Source organism: Bdellovibrio sp. ZAP7 (assembly GCF_006874645.1).
Taxonomy (GTDB): domain Bacteria; phylum Bdellovibrionota; class Bdellovibrionia; order Bdellovibrionales; family Bdellovibrionaceae; genus Bdellovibrio.
Window position 1 is genome coordinate 2,705,508 of the sequence record NZ_CP030082.1, and the last position, 26,888, is coordinate 2,732,395.

21 protein-coding genes are annotated in these 26,888 nt (G+C 45.1%); 9 read left to right on the plus strand and 12 right to left on the minus strand.

Annotated features, from left to right (window positions below; genetic code table 11):
• Position 1 precedes the first annotated feature (1 nt).
• A complete protein-coding gene (locus DOM22_RS13045) occupies positions 2-2,785 on the plus strand; it encodes an outer membrane protein assembly factor (RefSeq protein ID WP_246845634.1) in 2,784 nt (927 codons plus the stop codon).
• Between the two features lie 74 nt (positions 2,786-2,859).
• On the opposite strand, the gene DOM22_RS13050 is transcribed toward DOM22_RS13045, so the two are convergent.
• Positions 2,860-3,138 carry a helix-turn-helix domain-containing protein gene (locus DOM22_RS13050; RefSeq protein ID WP_142700799.1) on the minus strand — a complete coding sequence of 93 codons (279 nt, stop codon included), beginning with the start codon at positions 3,136-3,138 and terminating at the stop codon, positions 2,860-2,862.
• A gap of 185 nt (positions 3,139-3,323) precedes the next feature.
• Between DOM22_RS13050 and DOM22_RS13055 the strand changes: the two genes are divergently transcribed.
• The 4 genes from DOM22_RS13055 (at position 3,324) to prpB (ending at position 7,507) form a co-directional block, all read left to right on the plus strand.
• The gene (locus DOM22_RS13055) at positions 3,324-4,082 is read left to right on the plus strand and encodes an acyl-[acyl-carrier-protein] thioesterase (RefSeq protein WP_142700800.1); all 759 of its coding nucleotides are present in this window, start codon (positions 3,324-3,326) and stop codon (positions 4,080-4,082) included.
• Positions 4,082-4,621 (plus strand): DOMON-like domain-containing protein, encoded by a 540-nt coding sequence (locus tag DOM22_RS13060; protein WP_142700801.1) that lies wholly within the window; start codon positions 4,082-4,084, stop codon positions 4,619-4,621. The genes DOM22_RS13055 and DOM22_RS13060 overlap by 1 nt, the downstream gene beginning before the upstream one ends.
• A 104-nt stretch (positions 4,622-4,725) precedes the next feature.
• A complete protein-coding gene (locus DOM22_RS13065) occupies positions 4,726-6,234 on the plus strand; it encodes an MmgE/PrpD family protein (RefSeq protein WP_142700802.1) in 1,509 nt (502 codons plus the stop codon).
• Between the two features lie 373 nt (positions 6,235-6,607).
• On the plus strand, positions 6,608-7,507 hold the full coding sequence (gene prpB, locus DOM22_RS13070; protein ID WP_142700803.1) for a methylisocitrate lyase: 900 nt from the start codon (positions 6,608-6,610) through the stop codon (positions 7,505-7,507).
• A gap of 56 nt (positions 7,508-7,563) precedes the next feature.
• Here the strand turns inward: prpB and DOM22_RS13075 are convergent, their stop codons facing one another.
• The 3 genes from DOM22_RS13075 to DOM22_RS13085 form a co-directional block, all read right to left on the minus strand.
• The gene (locus tag DOM22_RS13075; protein ID WP_142700804.1) at positions 7,564-8,106 is read right to left on the minus strand and encodes a nucleotidyl transferase AbiEii/AbiGii toxin family protein; all 543 of its coding nucleotides are present in this window, start codon (positions 8,104-8,106) and stop codon (positions 7,564-7,566) included.
• A 2-nt stretch (positions 8,107-8,108) separates the two neighbouring features.
• Positions 8,109-8,438, minus strand: coding sequence for a winged helix-turn-helix domain-containing protein (locus tag DOM22_RS13080; protein ID WP_142700805.1), 330 nt, complete (start codon positions 8,436-8,438; stop codon positions 8,109-8,111).
• A gap of 148 nt (positions 8,439-8,586) precedes the next feature.
• Entirely contained in the window at positions 8,587-8,835 is a 249-nt protein-coding gene (locus DOM22_RS13085) for a hypothetical protein (protein ID WP_210415622.1), read from the minus strand.
• A gap of 104 nt (positions 8,836-8,939) precedes the next feature.
• On the opposite strand from DOM22_RS13085, the gene DOM22_RS13090 reads away from it, so the two are divergent.
• Positions 8,940-9,386 carry an Lrp/AsnC family transcriptional regulator gene (locus DOM22_RS13090; protein ID WP_142700807.1) on the plus strand — a complete coding sequence of 149 codons (447 nt, stop codon included), beginning with the start codon at positions 8,940-8,942 and terminating at the stop codon, positions 9,384-9,386.
• Positions 9,387-9,442: 56 nt separating this feature from the next.
• Here DOM22_RS13090 and DOM22_RS13095 read toward each other — a convergent pair whose 3' ends face one another.
• Positions 9,443-9,826, minus strand: coding sequence for a DUF333 domain-containing protein (locus tag DOM22_RS13095; RefSeq protein ID WP_142700808.1), 384 nt, complete (start codon positions 9,824-9,826; stop codon positions 9,443-9,445).
• Positions 9,826-11,046: a hypothetical protein gene (locus tag DOM22_RS13100; RefSeq protein WP_210415623.1), complete on the minus strand. Its 1,221-nt coding sequence runs from the start codon at positions 11,044-11,046 to the stop codon at positions 9,826-9,828. Before DOM22_RS13100 ends, DOM22_RS13095 begins: the two co-directional genes overlap by 1 nt.
• 29 nt (positions 11,047-11,075) lie before the next feature.
• Between DOM22_RS13100 and DOM22_RS13105 the strand changes: the two genes are divergently transcribed.
• Both DOM22_RS13105 and DOM22_RS13110 read left to right on the plus strand, forming a co-directional pair.
• Positions 11,076-13,076 carry a hypothetical protein gene (locus tag DOM22_RS13105; protein WP_168196652.1) on the plus strand — a complete coding sequence of 667 codons (2,001 nt, stop codon included), beginning with the start codon at positions 11,076-11,078 and terminating at the stop codon, positions 13,074-13,076.
• Between the two features lie 271 nt (positions 13,077-13,347).
• A complete protein-coding gene (locus tag DOM22_RS13110) occupies positions 13,348-14,610 on the plus strand; it encodes a hypothetical protein (RefSeq protein WP_142700811.1) in 1,263 nt (420 codons plus the stop codon).
• 121 nt (positions 14,611-14,731) lie between these two features.
• Here the strand turns inward: DOM22_RS13110 and DOM22_RS13115 are convergent, their stop codons facing one another.
• The 4 genes from DOM22_RS13115 to DOM22_RS13130 form a co-directional block, all read right to left on the minus strand.
• Positions 14,732-15,832: a hypothetical protein gene (locus DOM22_RS13115; protein ID WP_142700812.1), complete on the minus strand. Its 1,101-nt coding sequence runs from the start codon at positions 15,830-15,832 to the stop codon at positions 14,732-14,734.
• Positions 15,829-16,302 carry a hypothetical protein gene (locus DOM22_RS13120; RefSeq protein WP_142700813.1) on the minus strand — a complete coding sequence of 158 codons (474 nt, stop codon included), beginning with the start codon at positions 16,300-16,302 and terminating at the stop codon, positions 15,829-15,831. The genes DOM22_RS13115 and DOM22_RS13120 overlap by 4 nt, the downstream gene beginning before the upstream one ends.
• 152 nt (positions 16,303-16,454) lie before the next feature.
• Positions 16,455-18,167, minus strand: a complete 1,713-nt coding sequence (locus tag DOM22_RS13125; protein WP_142700814.1) for a glutamine--tRNA ligase/YqeY domain fusion protein — start codon at positions 18,165-18,167, stop codon at positions 16,455-16,457.
• Positions 18,168-18,294: 127 nt separating this feature from the next.
• Positions 18,295-20,370, minus strand: coding sequence for an AarF/UbiB family protein (locus DOM22_RS13130; protein WP_246845635.1), 2,076 nt, complete (start codon positions 20,368-20,370; stop codon positions 18,295-18,297).
• 226 nt (positions 20,371-20,596) lie between these two features.
• On the opposite strand from DOM22_RS13130, the gene DOM22_RS13135 reads away from it, so the two are divergent.
• Positions 20,597-21,730 carry a DUF3943 domain-containing protein gene (locus DOM22_RS13135; RefSeq protein ID WP_142700815.1) on the plus strand — a complete coding sequence of 378 codons (1,134 nt, stop codon included), beginning with the start codon at positions 20,597-20,599 and terminating at the stop codon, positions 21,728-21,730.
• 51 nt (positions 21,731-21,781) lie between these two features.
• Here the strand turns inward: DOM22_RS13135 and DOM22_RS13140 are convergent, their stop codons facing one another.
• Together DOM22_RS13140 and DOM22_RS13145 are read right to left on the minus strand one after the other, a co-directional pair.
• Positions 21,782-24,301, minus strand: coding sequence for a hypothetical protein (locus DOM22_RS13140; RefSeq protein ID WP_142700816.1), 2,520 nt, complete (start codon positions 24,299-24,301; stop codon positions 21,782-21,784).
• Positions 24,298-26,802 (minus strand): fibronectin type III domain-containing protein, encoded by a 2,505-nt coding sequence (locus tag DOM22_RS13145; protein WP_142700817.1) that lies wholly within the window; start codon positions 26,800-26,802, stop codon positions 24,298-24,300. The genes DOM22_RS13140 and DOM22_RS13145 overlap by 4 nt, the downstream gene beginning before the upstream one ends.
• Positions 26,803-26,888: the final 86 nt, after the last annotated feature.

Here is a 26,888-nt window from a genome sequence, read left to right on the forward strand (position 1 = left end):
AATGGCATTTGCTTTTTTACTATTTATCCACGCCTCCCCGGCCTGGGCGAAAAAAGCTTTGGATATTTCAAGTTTGCCGCCGGAAATTCAAACGGATCTGGTCCGTCGTTATCCGCAGATCAATAAAGACTTTATTGCCCTGGATGTCGTGGACGATATTTTGCGATACTTGCAACCGAAACCGCAATTTGACCGCCTGGTGGTCACTGAGGGAGCGGCAGGTTCCTATAAGCTTGATTACATTCATGCGAAACGTATTGGAGAAGTAAACTTTATCGGCAATAACTTTCTGTCGAACTCAGAAACCTCAGCGATCTTTACTGTCAAATCTGGTGATGTTTTTGATCAGCAAAGTTTAGCAGAGCTGGGTGAAAAGCTGCGCCTGCATTACCGCGATCAGGGGTTCTTAAACACCGTTGTCGATATTGAGATGCCACCTGGCAAAAACGACACCGTCGACATCAATCTAAAGATCACTGAAAACAAGCGCACCTTGATACACAACCTCATCGTGCAAAGCCCGAATGGGAAATTGAATAAAGACCTGGTTAACAAGCTGGATTCGCGAATTGATGATCCTCTGACGGACAAATATTTGGCGGATATTGTTAAAACCGCACGCAGCTTCCTGAATAAAGAGCGCTATGTTCGTGCTGACTTCGTGGGACCTAAGATCACTTATAACTCTGACGAATCAGAAGCGACCTTAAGTTATCGCGTGGATCGCCCTGAATCCTATGAATTTGATTTCAAAGGTCAGCGAATTTTCGGTGCCCGCAAACTTAGAAATGCCTTGGATCTGGACAACTATTACTCTGCCAATCCTAACATTGGAACAGAGCTGGCTGCGAAGTTGCGCAACCACTATCTGGCAGAGGGTTATGCCCGTGCCGAAGTAACTGCGACCGAAGAGGAAAAGGGAAATCAATTTTTACGTAAGATCACTTTCGAGGTCGAAGAGGGTCCGCGCGTAAAAATTCAGTCCATCAATATCAGCGGTAAGTTTAGCCGCAATCCGAAACACTATTCCGATATTATTCGTAACTATAGCTCCGTCACAGTTTCTGATGGCTATTACAATAAGGATGATATCGACACGGGTTTAAAGAATCTGGTGTTAGCTCTGCAAAACGAAGGTTACCTGCAATCCAAGATCGTTTCGACTCGCCTGACTTATAATAAAGAAAAAGATCAGGTTAACTTGTATGTGAATTTGGATGAAGGTCCTTTGACTTTGATTCAGTCAGTTTCCTTCCTGGGGAACGAAGCCTATAAAAATGAAGAGCTTTTGAAAGTCACAGGCTTGCAGCCGGGACCTTTAAAGCTCAGCCAGATCGAAGAAGCTGTTAAGAATATTAAAAACTTCTATCAGAAAAACGGTTATATCGAGATGCTTCTGCTGAACGAGCGTGAAGATCTGGTGACTTACGACGAAACCAACACCAAAGCGATTTTGAACTTTAAAATTTTTGAGGGGCCGCAGGTTCGCGCTGCCAGCATTATTTTAGAGGGCAATACGTTCACTCGTGATTACGTTTTATATCAAGAGTTGGAAGTTAAAAAAGGCGAATTGATTACTCCGCAAAAGATTGAGGATTCGATCTCTCACCTGCAAAGAACCGGTTTCTTTGGGACGGTAGAAGTTAAAACTTTGGAAGAGAAAACCAATATTGCGGATCGCACGGTCATTGTGCGCGTGACGGAGCGTGAGCCGGGAACGTTCAACATCGGTGCGGGTGCGACCAACGAGCGTCAACTGACGTTGCGTGGTTATACGGGTATCTCGTATCGCAACTTGCTGGGCACAGGCCGTGGGGTTTCGTTGCGTCTGGAAGGTAATTACAATATCGCGGACGTTAAGTATCTTGAGCACAAAGTTGTGGCGGGTTACTTGGAACCCTATTTGTTTGGTTCCCACATTCGCGGGCGTGTGAATATCACTCTTTCCAGTCAAATCACTGATTTTAACATTAAACAGGTCACGGATCTGAATCAGTACACGTACACAATCGAGAAAGATCTGACTTCAAAAATCCTCGGAACTTGGGATATCTATTCATTGGCGCAAGTCCGAGACTCCGGTTTAGATGAGACGTACCCGTACGCCCCGACTCAACAAGATATCGTCACGACAGGCCCCAATATTGACTTCGACTTCCGTGATAATCCATTCAATCCAACCGCAGGTACTTTTACTCGCGTGAATGCCGAATATTCGGATCCCGTATTTGGCGGTACTGAGACGATTAAGTATTGGCGTGCGGTTGCGGGTATTACTTTTTATAGCAAACTGGGCACAGCTCAAAAGCAGCCGATCGTTTGGGCGAATAACTTCCGTGGCGGTTATATCAAAAACTTAAGTCACTTGCCTGATACAGCCGATCGCCAAAACGGTATTCCTTGGGATAAAAAAGGTTTCACTCTGGGAGGGATTTCGACAGTTCGTGGTTACGAAGCTGGGACTGAGTATTTCCCGAATAACAATGACCTGGGAATTGCTGGCGGAAACAAAAAATACTATCTGACGACAGACTCAACCATGGGGCTGATCAAGTCTGAACTTCGCTTTCCTATTTATGGCTCAGTCGGCGGCGCGCTGTTTTACGACGGCGGTATCGTGCAAATTCAAGGACTGGAAATCAACGAACCTTACCGTGCAGCTACTGGTGCAGGATTCCGATACAACACTCCAGTGGGTCCGTTGAGCGTGGATTTGGCTTGGAAACTGAATATGCAACCGGGCGAATCCCCTTGGCGTGTGCATATTTCCATCGGTACCTTCTAGTAATTTTGAGGTATCTTAAACGGAAAAAGCCCGGGAGAACCGGGCTTTCGTGTTTTTAACTTGGGATTTTAAAATTAGCGAGCTTTAGAGCTTGCGAATTTGCGGCGCAGATCCTGAGTGACGTCTTGGATCGTTGCATTCAAAGTCACTTCGAAAAGGTCTTCCGCAGATACTTTGTAAAGCTCGCCCAGCTTTTTCAAAGCATTGATTGGCGGATGAGAAACACCACGTTCCCAGTTAGAGATGAACTGTGGAGTCGAATACCCTAGTTTATCAGACACGTCTCTTTGGGATAGGCCCGCAGCAACGCGTTTTGTTTTAAGAAAGTCAGCCAACATATTTTTTTGTCTCATATACCCGCCTGAAGATAATAAAGCATAAACAACTTTTCAGAATGTGACAAATTGATTTGATGAAAGAATCAAACCATACACTAAAAACAGTATACATCACTTGTGATAAATTCCGTCCTGTTTTTTCGCATAAGTTGTGTAAAATAACAAAATAATCCCGCAAAAAAAGGGAGGATGCCTCAAGTATGAACACCCGAACTTGGAACGAAACATTCAAAATCTCCAGCCAAAGTGTCAATGCCCGAGGGGTTTTGGGTCTTTTTGGACTGCTCAACCTAATTCAGGAAACTGCCTGGCTGCATGCTTCCCGTATCGGCTTTGGAGCCGATCAGATGGCCCGGGACAAGATGTATTGGGTTTTGACTCGGCAACACACCGAGATGAAGCGGTGGCCTGACTTTGGCGAAACGATTCGGATTCAAACTTGGCTCCGCCCGCCTGAGGGTGCCTTTGTTTTACGCGGATTTAAGATTTTCGACTCTCAAGATGAGTGTATTGGGTATTGCACAACCACTTTTTTGGCATTGGAGCAAGGCAGTGGTAAAATCCTGGCGGTCGATAAGATGCGCCCTTGGGACGATGTCATTTCCGAGGAGCCCCTGACTTTAGAAACTGAGAAAATTCCCGTTCGCGGCGAATACGAAAAACTCGCACAGTTCGCTGTCAGAAACTCCGACCTTGATATCAACCAACATGTGAACAATGCGAAGTATGCCCAATGGATTTTGGATTCCATTCCTTATGAGCTTCATAAGGTCTTGAAACTAAACTCGTACTCGGTAAACTTTTTGGCAGAGACGTATCTCGGTGATACCGTAGAAATCGAGAAAAGTCTGAGCGATTCCTCACAATCAGAATCAGGTGGCTCCACCGTTTATCGCGGGGTTCGCACCTCTGATGGCAAGAATCTTTTTACTGCTCGTTTGAACTGGGAGAGACGTTAGTGCTTGAGTTGAAACCGTATACTGAGACTGATTTCACGAAATTATTTAAAGTAGAATCTGAAGTTTACATAACCTCTGATGATGAAGTTATTCTTGAATATTTCCTTCTAGGCCCCACTCGCCACTTGTCCTTCCCACCTTTAAATGAAGGCGACGATGCCGTTCGTCGGGATGAACTTTGGAAGACCACGTGCCTGGAAGCGTTTTTTAGTTTTGACCTTGCGCCTGACTCCCCCTATTTGGAAGTAAACTGCTCCCCCAACGGAGACTGGAATGCTTATGCCTTTACCGGGTACCGCCAAGGCATGCGCGCAGATGGAACGGCCTCGATCAGTTTAAGTCACCGGACTTTGGAATCCGATCACGCCATTTTCCGGGTCAAAATTCAGTCACCTGCTTTGAAGCATTTCAAACAATTGGGCATCACTGCGGTGGTGGAGTTTTCTGACGGCTCGAAAGCTTATTATGCTCTGACTCACCCGGGTCCTCAGGCTGATTTTCATAACAAAAGCGCCTTTACGCACTCTCTCGTTTCTTGACCCTATTCTGGGGTCAAGTTAGCCTTGCTTGCTTTCATTTAATCATTAAATAACGCATTAGGTCTTAGGGGCTTAGTGCAAGCAAGAGTCTTGAAAGGATTCCCATGAAAAAACACACAGTGCGTGTTTATCCATCTAAAGAAAAATTGGATCGTAAAGATCAATTGGCTTGGAAAATTGCAGAGATCGCTTCTGACAATGCTCCAATCAAAGCTGATGTTGTCGATATGGTTATCAACCGTATCATCGACAATGCTTCTGTTGCTATCGCTGCAGCAAACCGTCGTCCAGTAGCTTCTGCTCGTGCTATGGCTATCGCCCATCCACGCAATGGTGGTGCAACTGTATTCGGTATGCCAAACGATCAAAAATTTGACTGTGAATGGGCTGCATGGGCGAACGGTACTGCTGTTCGTGAATTGGATTTCCATGACACTTACTTGGCTGCTGACTACTCTCACCCTGGTGACAACATCCCTGCTATTTTGGCGGTTGCTCAACAAATGGGTAAAAACGGTAAAGAACTTTTGAAAGGTATCGTAACTGGTTACGAAGTTCACGTAGACCTAGTGAAAGCTATCTGCCTTCACATGCACAAAAAAGATCATATCGCTCACTTGTGCCCCGCTCAAGCGGCTGGTATCGGTACTTTGTTGTCTCTTCCAACTGAGACTATTTTCCAAGCAGTTCAACAAGCGGTTCACGTGTCTTTCACGACTCGTCAATCTCGTAAAGGTGAAATCTCTTCTTGGAAAGCTTACGCTCCAGCACACGCTGGTAAACTTGCTGTTGAAGCAGTTGACCGTGTAATGCGTGGCGAAGGCGCACCGTCTCCAATTTACGAAGGTGAAGATTCTGTTATTGCTTACATGCTTGATGGCAAAAACGGTAAATACGAAGTTCCACTTCCAGAAGTTGGCGAAGAAAAACGCGCGATCCTTGAGACTTACACTAAAGAACACTCTGCAGAGTACCAATCTCAAGCATTGATCGATCTAGCTCGCAAAATGAAGCCAATGATCAAAAACTTCGACGATATCAAAGATATCGTGATTCACACTTCTCACCACACTCACTACGTAATCGGTACAGGTGCGAACGATCCACAAAAAATGGATCCAAATGCTTCTCGCGAAACACTTGATCACTCGATCATGTACATCTTCGCCGTGGCTCTTCAAGATGGCACTTGGCACCACGTTAATTCGTACGCTCCAGAGCGCGCGAAACGTGCTGACACTGTGGCATTGTGGCACAAAATTTCTACTGTTGAAGATAAACAGTGGACAGCTTGGTACCATGAGACTGATCCAGATAAAAAACGCTTCGGTGGCCGTGTAGAAATCACGATGAAAGATGGTTCTAAAATCGTTGATGAATTGGGCGTAGCTGATGCGCATCCAGCGGGTGCTCGTCCATTCAAACGTGCGGACTACATCCGTAAGTTTGATACTTTGACTGAAGGAATCATCACTAAAGCTGAGCGTGATCGCTTCATCGGTCTTTGTGAGAATTTGGAAAACTTGACTGCTGAACAGGTTCAACAGTTGAATGTTCAGATTCCTATCGACAAGCTTGTTAACAATAAGCGCGATAATAAAGGTATCTTCTAGTCTTCGGACGAAGACCGTCAGCGACAAGGGCTGGCCTTAGGGTTTTTACGAGACCCGGGCCTCCTGCCCTTGCCGGTGTGCATCTCCGATGCAGGGCCGTCCAGGCCCCGCGGAGGTCTCTACAAAACCCTAAGGCCAGCCCTTGGCGCTGCCTGTTTTGTTGAAATAGACGATCACTTTTTTAACGACTTTTATGCTGAGACATTTTTTCGTTTGGAAGTGGTATTGTTAGTGTTGATCTGGTTCATGGGCCTTCTTTTCAAATTTCTTTAAGCCTTGAATCTTAGATCTTTGATTTTATTTTTTAATTCCGTTGCCCTGGCTCACTTAGGATTTCGTTGAGATGGCCAGAGGTTTTTTTGGAGGTTCTTGTATGTTGTTTCCTGAAATTACTCCTGCTCAGAAGCGTAAGAATTTTCGCGATGCTTTGAAGACTGGTAAGCTTTTGCAGATGCCGGGGTCTTGGTCACCGCTTGCTTCTATGGCTATTGAGAAGGCTGGGTTTGATGGGGTTTATATTTCTGGGTCTGTTCTTTCGAATGACCTTGGATATCCTGACATTGGTTTGACTTCACTGACTGAAGTGGCTCAACGTGGTCGTCAGATTGCTCGTACCACTTCTTTGCCTACTATTATCGATATCGATACGGGTTTTGGTGAGCCTATGAGTGCTACTCGTACGGTTCAAGAGATGATTGAGATGGGGCTTGCTGGTTGTCATATTGAAGACCAGGTAAATCCTAAGCGTTGTGGTCACCTTGATGGGAAGTCTTTGGTTGGTCGTGATGAGGCTGCTCGTAAGGTTGCGGCGGCGGCTCGTGGTAAGAAATTGGACGAGAACTTTTTGTTGATTGCTCGTACGGATGCTCGTGCTTCTGAAGGTTTAGATGCGGCGATTGATCGCGCTAAAGCTTATATCGATGCGGGTGCTGACTGTATTTTTACTGAAGCTCTTGAGAACGAGAAAGAGTTTGAAACTTTCCGTAAGGCGGTTTCTGTTCCTTTGCTTGCGAACATGACTGAGTTCGGTAAAGGTCGCTTGTTCACTTATACTGAGCTTTCGAACTTGGGCTACAACATCGTGATCTACCCTGTGACGACTTTCCGTCTTGCGATGGGTGCGACTGTTGCGGGCTTGGCTGAAATTAAAGCTAAAGGAACTCAAGAAGGTTTGCTTGAAAAAATGCAAACTCGTAAGGATCTTTATGCTTTGACTCGTTATGATGAGTACAACAGCTTTGACCAGAATATCTTTAATTTTACTTTGAAGTAGTTTTTGGTTTTATAGATTTTAGAAATGGAAAGAGCAGGTTTTTGACCTGCTCTTTTTTATTTCTTACTTAGCTTTTTGTATTGTTCCAGAAACTGCCCGAACTTTTCTTCTGAGTTTTCATTGGCGGCCCATCTTCGAATCTTATCAATACTCACGGGCTGTTTTTCACAAATCCACAATGCATGAATAAGACTTCTGCGATCATTCCAGTGAAACCATGCTGACAATCGATCCATAACCGATTGTGTGGGCGACAACATTTGAATTGTCGTCTTTTGAACTTTCAACTCACCTTCGGGTTTAACTGGGATTCTATTCCCGATGGCGACGGGTCCTGTTGGAAACTCGACGTAGAGCTCAGAGTCTGGGTGATTAAAGTATCTTCCTTTTCTCTCAAAACCAATTTCAGCCAGTGCCTTTTCGATATTTTCCTGAGACGACGGAGAGATAAAATCTAAATCTTTCGATGCGTGTTTTTCATCTGTGTAAATGGAGACGCACGCTCCCCCGACAAGTACACAGGAGATGCTGTGTTTTTCGAGCTGTTGAACGACGGCCGCTGCAAACTGTTTACGACTCATTTCTTTTGAAATTTTCATGGCTAAATAACTTTATTCTTTTTACGGGGGCGTTTTCTTTTCATAAAGTACTTTTCTTGCTCTTCAAGCGGCATCATCATAAGAACTTTATCCAGCATGGCTTTCAATTCTTTTGCCAGTATCCATCTTGAATTTAAAGAGTACATGCGCAAGCGCCCCACTTCTTGGCCGACCAATATGTCCGCTTGCTCAAGCTTATTTAAAGTACGAATAACCTGGGTGTTGCTAATTCCAAATGTCTTAGAAATCTCCAAAGGGTAAGCCTCACCCTGCCCAGCAAGATAGATCAGACATTTCTCTGTGGTTTTGCTTCCGACTAATTCCGCCAACATAATTACCTACTTTAGGTAATTATCGACCTAAATTAGGTAAAACTCAAGAGGGAGGTAGCGTTATTTACCTATATTAGGTATTTTTTAACCTAATATAGGTAAATAGGACCATCGACTGGTCTTCCGTTACTTCCCCATTATTTTACCGCTACTTTGATCGCCAGAAATTCAGGGCCTTCTTTTTGAATTCGATCTCAAGACTTAGCTCTTCGGTAAGGGCTTCCACTAAAGGTTCTTTCTCGTCGAATTTTAGCACTTCACCTTCTCGGTAAATAGCATCGCTGGAGCATTTGTAGGTCACCCAGCCGATGCCGCTTGCGACTTTCACAGTAACCTCGTCGACTCTTTGTTTGAAAGAATCGGGACGCCACAACTCACCTTTATGAAGCTTAACCATATAAACCATATGCCTTATTTTACCTAATTGTGTTAACCTATTACAGGGTAAACACCTGAACCCCATAAGAAACGAATGGCATTAAGTTTTAAGCGGGAGAGACCATGCTACTGGATGAAACAGACAGAAAAATATTAAGCTTGCTGAAAGAAGACTCACGTATGCAGTTCGCGGAGATCGGCAAAAAGGTCAATCTTTCGGCTCCCGCAGTTCACGCGCGTGTGAAGAAAATGGAAGCCGGGAAAGTAATTCAGGGGTACTCGGTTGCGATTGATCCAGTGGCGGTGAATTCTGGATTGTGTGCGTTTGTGCGCATCGCGATTAATAAGGGCACGTCTTCAGGTTTAGCGAAGGATCTTAAAAAGTTTAAGCAGATCGAAGAATGCCATGGCGTTGCCGGCGAAGACTGCGTGATGGTAAAGCTTCGTGTCGGTACGACTTTGGAATTATCGAAATTGATAGATCAGATTCGCGGAATCGACAATGTCGAAAGAACTTTGACTGTCGTAGTGTTGGAAACCCACTTCGAACGCGGCCTACAACCCTCTTAAATTTCAATCATGCAATTTCCACTGCCGCAGCGGAAGTGGAAATTGCAGCTTTGAAACTATTTAGGAAAATGTTTGTAGTAAAGGTCCCATGAATCAATCATGGAGTTGTCGTCGAAGACGCAGAAGTCGTATTGGTCACTATTTTGCGCTTTTAGAATTCTGTTCTTAGCACCGACATCCCAGCAGTAAAGAGCCGCGGGATTTCCTGCAAGCGGAGTTGGATTCTTAGTCGGAGTTTTTGGTTTGGCGTTGAACGTCGTCCAAGCTTTGCAGTTTGGCTTGCCACCTTTGAAGCAAACTTCGTTCAGGTTCGCTTTTTGGTAAGTTTTAATTTTTACATCGTTGTACTTATCGTTATTGAAGTACTTTAATGTTTGGTCTGCGTGCGCAACTGAACCGATGACAACAAAGACAAGTAATAAACCTGATAACTTATTCATTATTTTTCCTCTTCCAACCAAACTAACTTATTCTCTTCATAAAATGAATTATCGATGACAGAGCGAGCATCAACCCACCCGTCGTTATTTTCATTTTGCCATTGCTTACCATAGCTATTTTGAATCTTCACAGAATAGTAGCACTTCTCTTTTGTTTTACCTGTTGGACAGAATTTCCTGTACCCAGTAATTACTGCACCATGATTCTCGTTGTAAGGATAGACGCTACCACTCACGCTTTTAAATTGTCGTTCACATTGTTTTGAGGGATTTTTTGCAGAACAGAACATTACAACTGTAGGAATATTTTTATCTAAGTTTTTAACAACTTGATCCATCATTAATTCAAATCCATCACTTTTAGACAAATTTTTTGGCGGATACGAAGACACTTTCATTGGCAGCTTCAACTCTACTGATTGCGATGAATCACTACATTTTTTAGGATACATCAACTCATTCAAAGCCTTTGCAAAAGAATCCTTCCCAAAGGATTGAAGAACTTTGGCATTGTCTTTATCTGAGTCCACGTTAAACGTTCCTGATACCTTCTCAGCTTCACCGGCCGCATAAGCGTCTGAAGAACAAGTAGGACATTTCGCTTTTTTTCGCACGTTCTTGTAGGATTCATAAAGTGCTAACCAGATTTGAGCTTGTGTTTCAGAATAACCGTTTGCAGTGCCACCAGCAGTAGCCTTAGATAGAAATTGATCCAGGGAAGCACACGCTTCGGAAGGCGCGCGTCCCATTCTGCCTGCGACAGCATCAAAAACTTTTTTGGGAGAGCCAGATTGCCAGAGCTCTTCAAACTCGGAGTCATCCATTCCCTCATCAATGGCATCACCATTGTACCTGGAAATAGCAACGGGAGAAAACCTTTGAGATTCCGGCATTTCGGAACATTTATATTCTTTGTTCGTTCTCTTTATCGCTACACAATTCCAATAGTTCAATACTGCAGCCGCAGAAAATCCATAGCATAACCCAAATGAGTCTTGCGATAGAACCGGAGGCATATCCTCAATCTCTTGGTCTTTCTGAATACTATAATTTTTATTCGGAAGCTTTTCTGGCGTAGCGTAATACGAGCTTGCAAAGGCAATATTTATGCTTAAAAAAGGCATTAGCCAAAAAACAAATTGTTTATGCATGATTAATTTTCTCACTTTGAGACAATCGATCAAATTAAATAAATAATTGACTAGTTTACCTCTCAACATTTCAGGACCTTCGTCCGAAGATGATATTAATGAGGGCGTTTTTCTCAATCCTAATCCTACTTAATTCATTTAATTCATACGCTGCTCCGGCAAAACAGCAGATTGTATTCTATACTCCTTTGCAATCGAGTGTAGTTTCCAGTGGAGATTATGAGGACATACGCATCGACGCTGACCAGGACCAGAGCATTGATCTTTGGGTACTGAAGAAAGGTAATACACAAATCACCGTGCGACTAACTGGAAAGTCAGTTAATAGCTTTACCATTAAGAAATTTTCAAATTCAAACGTTATCGAAGCGGAGTACCAGGTAAAAAATGACAGGTTCAGTCTTGTCGCAAAATCCGTAAGAAATCCTCGAGTCATGAATGGAAGCGCAGAAGAATCATCATGTGATGATTCTTTGTCGGATCTGTCAAAAAAAATATCTGATCTCTCACTTGTAAGTAAGGCCAAGCTCGGCGATGCCGCTGCAAAGGTAATTAAATGTGATGCCGCTCAACCAGAAGTTTCCAAAAAAATTCAGTCCGCTCTTTCAAGTCTCATCGTGGACAAAGAGCTACAAGCATGTATCTCTGGCGATAAGGTTCAGGCTATTTTTCCAAAAAAACAAAAAGCAGATATTCTATACTATGGAAAAAAACTTGAACTGGATTTGAAAAAAATTGGTGCTAATCAGGAGCCGCAAACGGATCTAATTACATGCGATTCGCAAGAGTCCATCGAGATTTTAAATGCGAAATACATGGAAAATGGGAATATTGCTTTTTCAATTCCAAAAGACTACGATCCATCAAAACTTTCGAAAGAGTCCAAACCTTTACTGTTACACGAACTTCTTCATCGGGTTGGAATAGTCAAAGACACAGATGTCGAAAAAATTGTTAACGTCTGTGTATTTAACATGGCAGTAACAACAACCCCGAGCGTCGGAGGTGGTGGCTTTGGTGATGAACAGCTAAAGATCAGCCACTCTGCAAATGATAATGGAAAAAAGAATAATGTCGTAAAAGGTGACGTCGAGAATGCAAAAGAAGTTAAGCCACCTGTCCGTGCGCCATCAAGCACAGCTGCAGACAAAGGTGGCGGCGGCGAAGGTGTAAACATCGCGAAGGAAGTTTCTGTCGCAGAAGTTAAACAAGCCGTTCCTTCTGCTGATAAGCTTGCAGTGAATTCAGTCAATATGACAGACGAAGGCAAGGCCCAAGCGGTTGCCGCGAGCCAACGCCAATCGGCACCAGTATTTGCTATGGCGGATCGAGCGATGGGGGTTATGAATACTCCGGCACTTGCCAGTAGCGATGATTCTTATTCTTATTCGAGCTCAACAGCTTCGAGCGATTCTAGCAGTTCGTCATCTTCCCGCTCCTCTTCTTCTCGATCTGGCTCTGGGCAGCGTTACCAAGCTCGCTACGAAGGATACGAGAGCAAAGCAGTGGCTGATTCCAACAAAAATTATGATGCACAAAAAGGCATCTATGTACCTAGTTCGAAAAACGGCATGAAGGTTGTCGAGGAAGTTGATCTCACTCGCCAAACAAATGCGGCTGATCGTACGGGTTCCGCACAGACAGCAACGAACTCCCGTAATGTTGCTTCCACGGGCCGAGGAACGGTAGCTCCCCGTGGTTCGCAGGCGGCTGGTGAAGAACAACCTGATTCTAATGAAGTGAACGTAGCCTCCGCTGGTGGTGGTTCTAGCGTGGGATCAGGCTCTGGCGGCGGCAGCGGAACATTCTATTCCGGTGGCGGCTCTGACAGAAAAACGAATGCGAATACGCGCCGAGGAGTAGCCTCTGGCTCCACTGGCACTGCTTCGGCTGATTCCCGAGAAGAAGTTCTCTCCCGCATTACGGGAACAAGCTACAAAGAAGTAAAATCAAAGCTTAGCACCTCGGAGTTTAAGAACTCCCTTGTGCAAAACCAAATTAAGATCGTTGATACCTATGGTAACGAAGTCGGTGCTTCACAAGCTCGTACAATCTTCCTGGATGATGGTAGCCGCTTTATCATGCAGCGAAGAAAATAATCTTGCGCCGATCGCCGTTTGCTTGCACAAAAGCGCCGCGCACTCACCGACTTTTACGAATATCCGCCCCATTCGCCCCATCCCACATTGAGACATTCCCAATAACTCCATGAAAACTAATTGGACAGGGTTCATTCACTGTCTAAATTTTAGTTTACACTTTACCTCCTCGTGGAAATTCAGTGTCGAACAGTTTGCAGTTGGTGCCGTTTTTGGGTGGGCGCAGTTTTGCATTACGAAGTCTTGTCTCTTATTACTCTGGGGAGGGTTGATGAGAAATCTTCGTGGGAATCTGGCCAAACTATTCATCCTGATCGGTTCGGCGGTTACGATTGTCTCATTTCAGAACTGCTCTAAGGCAGCCTTTAATATCGATGCAAAGGCAAAGCAGTCCGCTCTTGATAACGGTACTGTTTTCGGCGCTACAGACAGTGCCGAGTATCCAGACGAGGGTACAAACACTCCAGACAGCTCGGAAGACGACGGCACGAATGTGCCAGACGATTCCGCTTATTCAAAAATCAGTGTAACGCCAAACCCGGTTTGCGGACCTAAAGTTGGCGACACTTCTAAGCTTTCCATCCTTTCAACGACCAGTAAAATTGTCGGTGTCCTCTATAAATCGACGATGGGTTCAATCGCGGCAGGAGCAACGGTTGTTCAGGTTTATGACTCTGAAGCTTATTCAAAAAGCTTTAAAGATCAGCTGACGACTTCGAAAAACATCGAACTTCCTATCAGCGCTCCGCTGACAGAAGGTGTTTACTCTGTCGTGTTTTATGATGGTGCTAAGGCTTCCTCTCCTTATAAGTATTCAATGGATGGCGGCGCTAAAGCTGTAGCTCCTATACTTGATTCCGTGGCTGCGATGTTGGATGTGAACTCGGCATTCAGAATCGGTAAAGATGGTAAGCTTCAAGGTAAAGTGCAAATTGCAAACGTCCTTGTAGGTTTTGAAGGCGATGCTGCTTGTGCGAACGCTGATAAGATTGACCCATTGTTGTTGCAATTGAACACGAAATCACCAAAACCAATTTCTCTGACTTCTCCAGAGAACGGTGTGATGTTTGACCTTCTGGGCGCATTGAATAACCACAAACCAGTGAAGTCTGCTTGGTTCGCCTCTGCTGACACTGAAGACTACTTCCTGGTTCTGCCAAATGGCCAAGGTAAAGTTCTCGGTATCAACGAATTGTTCGGTGATGCGACCCTGGGCCCAGATAAAAAGTTTGCGAAACAAGGTTTTGCGGCACTCGCTAAGTACGATGACGACAAAGACAAAATTATCACGGGCGCCGACTCTGTATTCAGCTCACTGAAACTTTGGAAAGACGACAATCTGGATGGTATCGCTCAAGCTTCAGAGCTGCACTCTCTGGATGAAAAAGGTGTGATCGCCATCGACTTGAGATACGACCGCCGTTACAAAGAGGTCGACCAACACGGCAACATGGTTCGCTACAAATCAGTGGTGGTCATGAAAGATAACAGCTACGGATTGGTTTACGACTTGTACCTAAGATTTATTAAATAAATAAGAATCGAAAGAGAGATCAATAACAACAAACCGAATTAACCCTAAAAGCAAAAAGCCCGGTGATAAACCGGGCTTTTTCTTTTTATGCGGTGTCCACGTAAACAGGAACCGGGCACCGTTATTGGCCACCACGAAACAGATCAAAAGAAACTCCAATCAGTCCGTAATCAGTGCGACTTCCATCAAAGAGCCAAGGATAATACTTTGCAAAAACAGTGATCCCCAGAGAATGATCCCCTTCATCTTTATAAGCAGAGCCCTTCACAAAACACCAGTCTAATGAATAAGATGCATATACTCCTGGCGATAATCGAAAAGTTTCATCTTTATCTTCGAAGGCCTGGGCACGAACGTATCCCAATGAAGGGCCCACGTTTATAAAGCCAGTCAGGGAGTTTGAATAAAGTGACCGCCACACAGGCCCCGCTGAAAGAGTCCAAAGCCACGCTGACTTAAAGGTGTTCGCATTGAAATAGTCTGACGGATGAACATCCCCCAAATTCTGTGCATCGAAGTTAAAAAAACTGCCTTCTGATACTCTAAAAAAATTCGCCGAATAAAAAGCAAACCCATCGGGTTTGGAATTATTAAAAGTCGTTGCCGCGACAGGCGTAATCCCCACCGACACCAGATAGCTCAAAGAATATACTGAAGCCGGTGCTTCGGAATAGGTATCAGGGTCCTTTGCCGCCAATTTGTTTCTTTCAAAAATAAACTCTAAATTGCACTCTTCTGCCCCACCGACACTCACTGGAACCGAAACTTTTACTTCGTCCTGGTCTTTGAAATCCCACTTGCTTGGAAAGGCAATAAAACCCCATGAGTACCAATTGCTTTGAACCTCGGAAAACGTTCTTTCCGTAGCTTCCATCATAATTCTTTCACGCCCTCCAGAAAATGCCGCGGAAATTCGATTCCTTTCGACGCGAACCACTTTGGAAGAAGAATTGACGATTCCTAAAAAAAGAAAGTTAAAGCGACTGCCTCCCACTATTTTTGCTTCACTCAAAATTCCACATTGATTACTAAGCCTTGACGTTGTCATCGAAGCCGGATCTGTCCAGTCAGAAAGTTCTGAGGGCAAAAATCGGGGTATCAGACCGTATCTTGGAACGGATCTGGAACCAATTTCAGCGGTTATGAATTCTCTATCCCATTCACTACGCGCGTGGGACTGACAGGCAAGCAACATCATCAACAAGGCGATCAATGATCTCATAGGAAATCCTCGATTCTGTAGAGTCGCTCAAAGACAATATGATTTTTGGTGTCATTTGGTACTTCGATGGAAACAAAAGTATCCTTAAGACCCAATTTATTCTTTTCATTCGGAGACAAGTTCATCTCGCAACTCATTTTGATGACTTTGCGATATTTTAGAACAACTGTTCCTTCCGACTCCGGAGTGCGACAACGAAGAGACAGTCGTTCGTCATTGATCGTCGCAATCACTTTATCCAGCTGAATGGAATGATCGGCCTTTTCACCGTTGGAAATAAGAACCTGAATAGTTTTCTTGTCGCGCTCCCCGCCCCGGGATCTTAGGAATTTCCAAAGCTCGGGAGAATCAGAAATAATGAACGGCCCTCTGCTGACGATTTTATACTCGCCCACGTCGGAATAGTTGATTTTCTTGGTAGTACAGCCCGCCAGCAAAGCTGCACCCAACACTGCTCCTATAAGTTTCATACTTACCTCGTAAATCCAGTGTAATGATCCCGATCATTGAGGTCAAAAAACATAAATAGTAACAAGTTTATGATGCGGAAAATAAAAAAGCCCGGCGACAAACCGGGCTTTTTCTTTTTAATGGGGTGTACACGTAAACAGGACCTGGCACCCTAGTGGGAGCTGGCTAGGTCTACCACTTGATTGAAGACGAGGTGATCTGGTTTGGAGTCTTTGTTGTCCAAGCAGAAGTAACCAACCCGTTCGAATTGGTAGCGATTTTCTAGAGTGGCCTTGGCCAGGCTCTTTTCAAGTTTCGCGTTTTTGATCACTTTCAAAGAATCAGGGTTCAAATTGGATTTGAAGTCTTTGCCCTCTGGTACATCTTCAGGGTGCGCTACTTTAAACAAGCGACCGTACAAGCGTACTTCCGCGTCCACGCAATCGGTTGCGGAAACCCAGTGAACGATGCCTTTTACTTTGCGACCGTCAGCCAATGGCTTGCCACCCAAAGTTTCAACGAAGTATTCACAGCGAAGCTCTTTGATTTTGCCGGAAGCATCTTTGATCACTTCATTGCATTTAATCACATAGGCATTACGCAAACGCACTTCTTTACCAGGTCCCAAACGGAAGAAGTCTTCAGTTGGGTTTTCCATAAAGTCTGAAGCGTCGATGTAAACCTCTTTGGTGAAAGAAAGTTCGCGCTTGCCAAGATCTGCATTTTTCGGATGAACCGAAGACAAGATCGTTTCTTTGTGGCCTTCCGGAAGATTCGTGATCACAACTTTAATTGGATCAAGAACGGCCATTGCACGGTGAGAAACCTCGTCCAAGTGATCGCGCACGCAAGCTTCCAAGATATCAAACTCGATCAAGCTTTCAGCTTTAGAGACTCCGATACGTTTTGCGAAGCGACGGATGGATTCAGGAGTGTAACCACGTCTGCGAGCAGCCGAAATAGTTGGCATACGAGGGTCATCCCACCCGTTCACCAAACCTTCCTTCACCAGTTGCAAAAGCTTACGTTTACTCATTACGAAGTAAGTCATGTTCATACGAGCGAACTCGTATTGGTGAGGCTCACCAGGAACATCCACGTTTTCCACGCACCAGTCATAAAATGGACGGTGATCTTGGAACTCAAGGGTACAGATAGAGTGGGTGATCATCTCTTTCGCGTCAGAAAGCGGATGAGCATAGTCGTACATTGGGTAAATGCACCACTTATCCCCTGTGCGGTGATGGTGGGCTTTACGAATACGATACAACAATGGATCACGCATGTTCATGTTTGGTGAAGCCATGTCGATTTTTGCACGAAGGATGTGCTCCCCTTCTGCGAACTCCCCCGCACGCATGCGACGGAAGAGGTCCAAGTTTTCTTCAACAGAGCGGTCGCGGAATGGAGAGTTTTTACCCGGATGAGTGAAGTCACCGCGATTTGCACGAACTTCTTCTTCGTTTTGAGAATCGACATATGCTTTGCCGTCTCTAATAAGTTGCTCAGCCCACTGATAGATCTCTTCGAAATAATCAGACGCATAGAACAGGTTTTTGCCCCAATCATAACCCAACCATTTAACGTCGTTCATGATGGATTCAACGTACTCAGTGTCTTCTGTCTCTGGATTAGTATCATCGAAACGAAGATGGCAACGGCCGTTGTATTCCTGGGCCAACCCAAAGTTCAAACAAATCGATTTCGCATGACCTAGGTGAAGGTAACCATTTGGTTCCGGTGGAAAACGAGTCACCACTTCTTTCACTTTGCCTGATTCAAGATCTTTTTCGATGATTTGTTTTAGAAAATTCGCGCCCTCTGCAGGTGCTTTTTCGTTGGTCTTTGGAGCGGCTTTATTATTGGAATTATTAGGCTTATTCATAATCCATTAAGTACACTCCCGGCCCCCCGAGCTGTCAAGTCCAGCCCCCGAAGATGAGCAAGTTTACTGTGAAGTACGATCGCTAGCCACGGCGCTTCTAATGACAAACCTGATATCCAAGGCCCTTTTAGTTAAAAATATGCGAACAAGAAATCGGCACTGCCGGTTTAGGAGCCGCAGGCAGTGGTTTACTTAGGAATGCACGGCGTCCCGATTCCAACAACTCCAACGTTGAAAGACGATCTTTGCCCACCAGAGTGCCAATAACCTGACGCGGTCTTTGGATCGCCACTTTGGACATGATTTGAGTAAGATCTTTCTTACTCCCACTGTCTTCCAAAAGTTTTTTTAGAATAGTGAGGCCGCGATTGATATTGATGAAATCATACGGCAGGCGCAGACCGTGATTCAAAGACCACTTTGTCCACTCCTCAGCAGAGGCGTCTTCTTTAGTTTTAAAACCTTGCTTTACTTTTTCGGCCACCAAGGACTTAAACTTCGCTTCGGTCACAGTGTTGGCAGACTTATTACTAATGTCCCACAAAGATTGTCCAATGAGTTTGGAATTTTCTAGCGTCAACGCAGTCTCCAGCAACACAAGATTTTGCTGCATTTCCGACGTGATTTTTCCACCCATTCCGAAATCCAATAAGTTCACGCGAATCTTTTCGTCACCAAACTGCACCAGGAAATTTCCTTGATGGAGATCCGAGTGATAAAAGCCTTCGCCAAACAGAGTCTCCGTCCCCCACAAACGAACCAAGGCTTCGACGACACCTTGTTTAAGCTGGGGAGCAACGTCATTCCACTGTTTTGCTTCTTTATCAAGTTTCTGCCCCAGGACCATTTCCTGAACCATCAGCTGAGTCTGTGCTCCCAGCGGAGGATAGATTTCCGGGACGTGGAATTCGATCACATTTTTATGCCCCGAAGTTTCCATGAAAACTTCCTGATTATAACGAGTGGCTGCAAATTTTTGCCGTGCGACTGTGTCTTCCTGACTTAACTCCGCCGTCACCGTCGCCGTGATATCAGATACCAATGGCGCAATCTTTGGCATTTTCGCTTTGATCAATTCCGGATTTGTATCCAGAATTTCAGCGACTTCTTTTAAAATACGACCATCTTCCTGCACGCGCAGTTCAATATCGGGTTTGATAAAGCGAACGACAACATCTTGACGTCGACCATTGAACAAAATCTTAGCGCGGTGTACTTGCGCCATTGTTCCCACACCCAGTGGTTTTTGTTCAAAATAAATGAACTCGTAGTTTTTTCTTTCGGCTTTCAATAGTTCTTCCACCTGACGGTATGGAACCGAGCGAACGGCATCTTCCAAACGTTTAAACACGATTGTCATCTCGGGACTTAGATCCCCCTGACGAGCGACGATCTGTAATAACTTTTGCAACTGAGGGCCGGCATTCTGCACCATGACCTCAAATTTCTGCATGTCATTCGCCTGCAGATTGCCACCAAGGAACGATGACACGATCAGTTTTTTGGAATTCAAAGAAAGTCTTGCGAAGTATTCAGAGAGCATCGTCTGCATAACGATTTTTACAGCCGGATCCTGTGTCGAAGCGAGTCCCGAGGTGGCGATCTTTTCTCCGATACGATCGAACTCTTTCAAATGTCCTTGAAAGAATTTATCGCTGTTTTGCAAAAACATATGCTTCAGATTCTTTTGGCCTTCACTGCTTTTATTTAGCATCGTCATGGCGCGAGACATGATCAAAGGACTGACTAGCGCTTCTTTTCCTCCGGCCGTTTTTTCAGCCATGGTTTTCAATTGCTCAAGCTGCCATTCGATATAGTCATCGATCTGTCTTTGCACGCGGTAACTTGTGGCTTTAAAAATATGCATGGGACGCGGCCCATCTTTTTCAATCAGATCCAAATCCAAGCTGACACTTTGCGTGTCAGGCCACTGCCCACGGAAGGCCGTTAGGAATTCATTAAAACTTTTAACCTCGATATCCTGAACAGGTTTTTGGGAAACTGCTTGAAAGTATTTAATTCCTCGATCCAAGATTTTTTCCTGTTGCTCCATGCTTTCACCGGAAGCCATCAGGGCATAAGTCACTGCAAGTCTTTGCTCAAAAGAAAGATAAAGACCTGTGTCCTTGGGAGCTGCTTTGGCAAGAAGCCCCAGTGACATTAAGATCACGAATAAAGTGGTTTTAAGAAACTTACTCAACATACGCACTCTTTCAGCAAAAACGAAAAATAAGGAATGATCTTATTCATTTAGTGCACGTTTCACGCCGACCTCATCCTTATATACAGTGGTTGATGAATGTTTACTGGTTTTGCACCAGCCAACGATTGTCACTGGAATCTGAACTCTATGACTCCTTAAGAAGGCTAAGGTCACAATCTTGCAATGTTGCTCTTTCCGAAATCGTATTTTTAAAGGAGTCTAAGAAATGAAGACTGTTCTTCGATATATTACATTTGGCGTGGCGGCACTTCAGGTTAACGCCGCGATGGCTGGCAATTTTGCGTCTTTGCCTAAAACTCAGACAACTGCTTCTCCAGCAACAGCTTCAGCCCCTATCGATTGGAGCAAAAGCTCCCTCGATTATGTGACCCAAGGGAACGCCCAGAAAAACCCTGTTGAAGACCTGATGAATCGTCGCAAGCACTATACGCAAGACGATATCGAGCGCGTGACTCGTGCAAAAATGCAGGACGATCAAAAGCGCATGATGCTGAAGGGTCAGGTTATCAGTATCGATACCCGTGACCAGGAAGCGTGTCTAGCGATCCAAAAAGAACTGCAAGCCAATAAGACCTTGAAAGCGATGAATGACGTCAGCGGCCTTTGCGTGCAGGACAATCAAAAGCCTATCGCGACCGTGACGGTTCTAAGCCAGTCCAATGAAGTTCAATGGCAACGTGAACTGAATATTACCAAGTACACTTCCACAGAAAAGAACATCATCACTTCCACTCGTAACGTGGCTTTGGCAGCATTGGGTGTCGCGGGTGTTTTGTACTTGATGCCTGAGAGTGTCTCAAAATGGGACAAGTCTAAAATGAAGAACCTTCCCAAGAACTGGGAAGAGAACGTTAAAGCGGGCCCCCACATGGATAAAGACGACTGGATGATCAATTATATCGGTCACCCTTACTCTGGGGCTGCCTACTACCAAGTGGCCCGTAATGAGGGTTTAAGCATGATGCAGTCCTTTGGGTACTCGGTTCTGATGTCAACGTTCTTCTGGGAGTTTGGGGTTGAGGCTTTTGCCGAACAACCATCGATCCAGGACTTGTTCGCAACTCCCATAGTGGGTTCTATCCTGGGTGAGATTTTCTATCGTGCTGAGCTTAAGATCAAAGCCAACAACGGCGAACTTTTGGGTTCAAAACGCCTGGGTGCCTTCGCGATGATCGTGATGAATCCAATGGGTGTAGTAGCTGACAAGATCAATGACTTAATCGGTAAAGACGTCGTTCAAGACGCAAGAGCTCACCTGACAGTTCGTAAAGCTCCAACAACCAACGCAGAAATCGAGCGTGGCAATGTTTGGGGTATCGAGATGCAGTTTAGATTTTAATTAAAGAACAAATTTTAAAACAAAAAAAGCCCGGAACCAACCGGGCTTTTTTTATTCTGCAGGAAGCACACAGCGAAGCTCGCCTTGAACCGTGTCATTACTGACTGCAAAGTCATAACGAGCATTCCAACGACCACTCGACAAGAACATTTTAGTTCCCGATCCCGATCCTGACACCGGTCCCGTTTGACCAAAATTGTATGGTTGAGTGATCAAGGCTTTCGCCAAATATTCAGACGAAGGATTCGCAGTTACAATTGGTAGTCCCAGCGCCGGAATCAAAGCCGTTAAGTTTGTTGAATTATAAGAAATACCACCAGACGTATACTTGGTCACGTCGATGACATAACCCGTTTGACCACCCGTAATATCAGAAAGGAAATCTTTGTTACCGTTGTCATAAGGCGACATCAATCCCGTCGTGAGCTGCGTTGAGGTACTATATGAAATAATATCGCTGGTAAATCTGCGCGTATTAAAGTCTTGAACACCCCATCGCGAAACACAATCGATCGTCGCAAGAGCTCCTGGCATATACGTTCTAAAACCGTAACTTGTGCCACCAGAACCATCAGTAAAACGAATCATTTCCTTGTACGTCCCCGACAAGTTCAACATATCAGCAAAAGTTGTCGGCAGAGTATCAACCGTTGTTGCTGCATCACAACCGGCATAAGTTCCGTGATTCTGATTTCCTTGGAAGTAATTGGCATAAAAAGTTGCATAGCTAGAGTGCGCATAAGGTTCGCCCGAAAGTAGTGCTGGTGCCGCAATAACCACGTTTTCTCTCTGACGAACCAATCGCTTCGTTCCGTAATAGGCATCCGTGTTCGCGGAGCACATATAAGCAGCAGAAATTTGATTCAATTTATATGAAATCTTCCCGCGCTTACCGGGCAATGAGCGATCCAGATTTCCATTCGTGTCATAATAGCCTGGATCGTTGGTCAACATTTTGTTGGCCAATGTCACACCACTAACCGAGGTGTAAACATCAGAGGCTCTCATCCAATTGATATTGCCGCTTCCATCAGCAGACTGTGCGATGAAGCATTCATTATTACCATTTAAACTCGTGCCCAAATAGTAATAGACGTCACCGACTTTACCAATATCGGGCTGCGGAGCTTTAGTAGTGACGTTACCACCGTAGCCAATACAATCCCCATCCGTGTGATTCGCACCACACTTACCACCTTGAGAAGCCATCGTCCAATTGCAAGCAGTCTCCCAACGATCAACGAAAAGATTGTAACCGAAGTCATAGTATCCCGTTGGCAAATTTAAAGGGGATTTATTATGACCCGAACTGTAAGGCTGGCCACCAATACCTGAGTACACACAGCGATTTTTGTTCACCGGATCCGATATCTTATTCATTTGGATACACATTTCATAGTTCGCAGCATCGCGCTGAACCAAGACCATATTCTTTGGCGGAATTGGAACCAGCACGGAATAGCTTTCTAATTGATCCAAGCTCGATGGCAATGGTTCAACCCACGTTTCATTCGTTGCAGTATCCGTGTGTGATAAAGCCATAGAGTATCTATAGCGCGCCGGAGACGCGGCCACGTTCGTATCACGACAATAAATAACACCATTTGTTGGCGTCACCATACTACAAACAACACAGCTTGTTTGAGAGGTGTCGGTACAAGCCGTGGTAACAGAACTATCTAATGTTTTACCATCAACCGTTCTTAACACGACATATTTCGCAGACGTCCCTTGAGAACTGAATGCATTAAATGTCAGTTCAACAGAGCGAGCCGATGGCGACTGATTGCTACCCGATGGATGCACCGGAGCTGCAGGAGCATCCCCGAAAGCACGAACCGACATCACGTTTCTCCACTGAGAAGAGTCCGATCCGTCATTGTCATAACCAATGGTCATGGTCGGTGCCTTAAAAGTGACATCATTCCCATCTTCTTTGCCAAGAGACGAAATATAACCCTGAGCACTGATAATATAGTTATAACCCGTACGCAAACCTGTCACTTCTACACTGGTATCAGAGCCGCTGATCGTCGCTACGAGTGTCTTATTCCCGCCTACGCCCATCTGAGCATAGATGCGAATTTCATCGATTACAGTCGCCAAGTTCGCAAAAGATACCATCAGCGATGTGCGCGACGAAGCTTGCACCGAACTGATACCTGACCAGGAAACTGATTTCACAGTTTTTGTATTGCTGTCTTCAATACCATTTTGGTCAACGGCATTGACTTGATAAGTATAAATCGAGCCCCACGTCACCGTTCCATCCATGAAAGACGTCAACGACGGTGCGAGCGTTGTTAACAAGGTCTTTTTAGCACCTGAAACACGGTAGACACGGTACGACTTCACCAAATTCACGTCCGTCACCGCAGGCCACGAAATCAAAATTCCGGTAACTTTATTAACTGCGGCACTCACGCCAGAAAACTGGGCGCTGGTAATCGCACTCACGGTCGATGCTGTTGAAGTGACTCGATTAGACGAACTTAAACTGTCAAAACAACCCGCCAGCAAAAACGTAAGGGATGCAATCGCGACTGTGGAAGACTTAAATGACTTCATCATTCAGCCTCCACTGCACAGAATAAGTTACTGTAGTAACTGCGAGTCGTTGAACCAGCCCAGAATGTCGAATAACGGGAACTCAATCCCGAATGTGTTGAATAACTTGTAGCAAGCATATGAACGTTATACTGGATAGAATCCCCGGTACCATTTACGGGATAAGTACTCATTTGCCCCGTCAATTGGTACTCGGACATTTTTCTCATGTTTTGACTTGAGCTCAATGTCCACGCGCAAACTGGAAGTCCCATCGCCGGGATAAAATAAGATGTCGCACTTGTTCCACCACAAGGGATCCCCCAAGTCGCATAACCAAAGTACGCGTACCAACCAGCTGAATTTGTTGTATAAAAATAAGGTCCCAACGTACCATTGAAATGGAAAGAACCATGATCCGAGTTACCAGCATCCAAAGTCGACGTCGTCGCTTGAATCGTGATGGGAGTGGATGCGCCGCTCGTTCTTACGAATGTATCCGAGAATACAGTTCCTACACCAATTGGATCTTGAATACCAAAACGCGAAATACACTGATTGGTCGCAGGGCTTCCAATAAAGTGCTTCAAGTTTGCGTAGTTATCCCAGGCATTCAAGGAATTCCCGCCCACATTCATTGACACGAATGAATTGCCCGGAGCCAACCACTCGCTGATTGTCGTCGCACGTGTGACCGGAGTGTATAAATCCGGATCACAAAGAGGGTTTTTCGGTGCGGCCCCGGCCAGTAAAGAACTCATATAACCTGGTTCACCCGCGATGTACGGCAATGGCGTTGCAACCAAATATTCACGACGACGCAGCAAACGCTTCGTGCCGTACGCCGTCGACTGTACGTTACACATTTTGCTGCCGGCCGCTTGAGTAAAGATAGATACCGCAGGTCTATGCTTTTCACCGGTCGGTCCTGGATCATTAGTAATAGCTGATGCAATTTCAGCATCCGTCAACGAAGTCGTGCTACTTAATCCAACCCAACCCGATCCTGATTTCACATAACAAGAATCCTGCGTCCACCATGCTTTATGATGGCCATAGAATACGTTCCCCATCACTCCGAGGGCATTGCTCGGTGGAGTTGTACTGTTATCTACGGAATTCAAAACATCAACACAACCATTCGGACCGCATGTCGCGGAAGTTTTCGTCCAATTACAAGCAACGCGATAACGGTCCACCATCACGTTGTAACCGAAGTCATAGTAACCAGCATCATAGGACTTGCTTGGTTTTGAAGGACCTGTCGTCGCAGGAACTGCTCCCAAACCACTGTATACGCAACGCTGATTGTGACGAGGGTCACTGCTGGCGTTGATGTTTAAGCACATTTCATAGTTTGCAGCATCACGTTGCACCAAGACCATATAGTCTGGTGGCACGTGAGCTTTGACCGTATAAAGAGCCATGTTTGAACAGTCCGTGGTATTTTGGCATGGCAATTCCTCCGCATAGGTCGCCCCTGAAGAATCTGTTTTAACGACGGAGATCGCATAATAATATGTTTGCGGAGGAGCCGCTAAAGCCGTGTCTTCACAGTATGGAGAGCCGGTTACTTCACAAACTTTGCAAGAAGCAGTCGTCGTCGAAGTACAAGCTGTCGAAGCGGTCATATCAATCGACGTGGTCGTTGAGCGCACGATTTTATATTTGGTTGCGCCCGTCGCATTGCTAAATGGCAGCCAAGTCATATTGAACTGACGACCTGTTGGGCCACTGGTCGCATTTGGAGCAAGACCAAAACCACGGAAGTTCAAAACACCGCGATAGTAGTATGTCGTATCACTGGTTTTACCACTACCGAAACTGTCTGAATAAGTTTGACCAAGGACGAAGGACTCATTCCCATCTTCCGCAGCTAAGTAACTCATGTAAGCTCTTGCCGAGAATTTATAGTTTACCCCCGAGCGCAAACCTGTAATGTCGATGTTTTCGACGTTACCGTTTGCAGATGCCACAAGTGTTGCTGTGCCATTCCCATTTTTTGGCTGAGCGTAAATGTGAATAGAATCAAATGCCCCCGTACTGCCATTCAACGAAACAGTTGCTGTTGTTTTACCGGTGATAGTCACTCCCGCAATACCATAAAAAGTCACCGTCGAAACTTGTTTCGAATTGCCATCTTCAGCGCCCGACGTCGCATCAATTGCTTGCACTTTGTAAGTGTAAACCTGTCCTTCAGAAAGACTGTCCGAGTCTGTGTAAGTAGTTTGGTCCGCATCGACGGCACCAACAAGAGTCCACTCATTTACACCTGTTGCGGAGTTTGCACGAAGAGAATAAATATTATAACCAAGAGTCGAACGATCTGCTCGCGCCCAAGAAACTTTCACCGCAGAAGGATATCCACCCAAATTTTTTGCTGAAGTTGCACCGGCAAACCAAGCACTTGTTGATGCTGCTGCACCAGTGCTCTCGCGTTCCTTAAGACAACCGGAAATAAAAACCGAAACCGTTACCAAGAACGAAATCGCAACAACCTTGAACATATTGTATTGAGATTTCATAGCACTCCAAGCTCGCAAAAATCATCCCTGTTAAAAACAATTCACAAGGACTTATCGGCATTTCTTGAGTACTTTTTGAGCTTTAA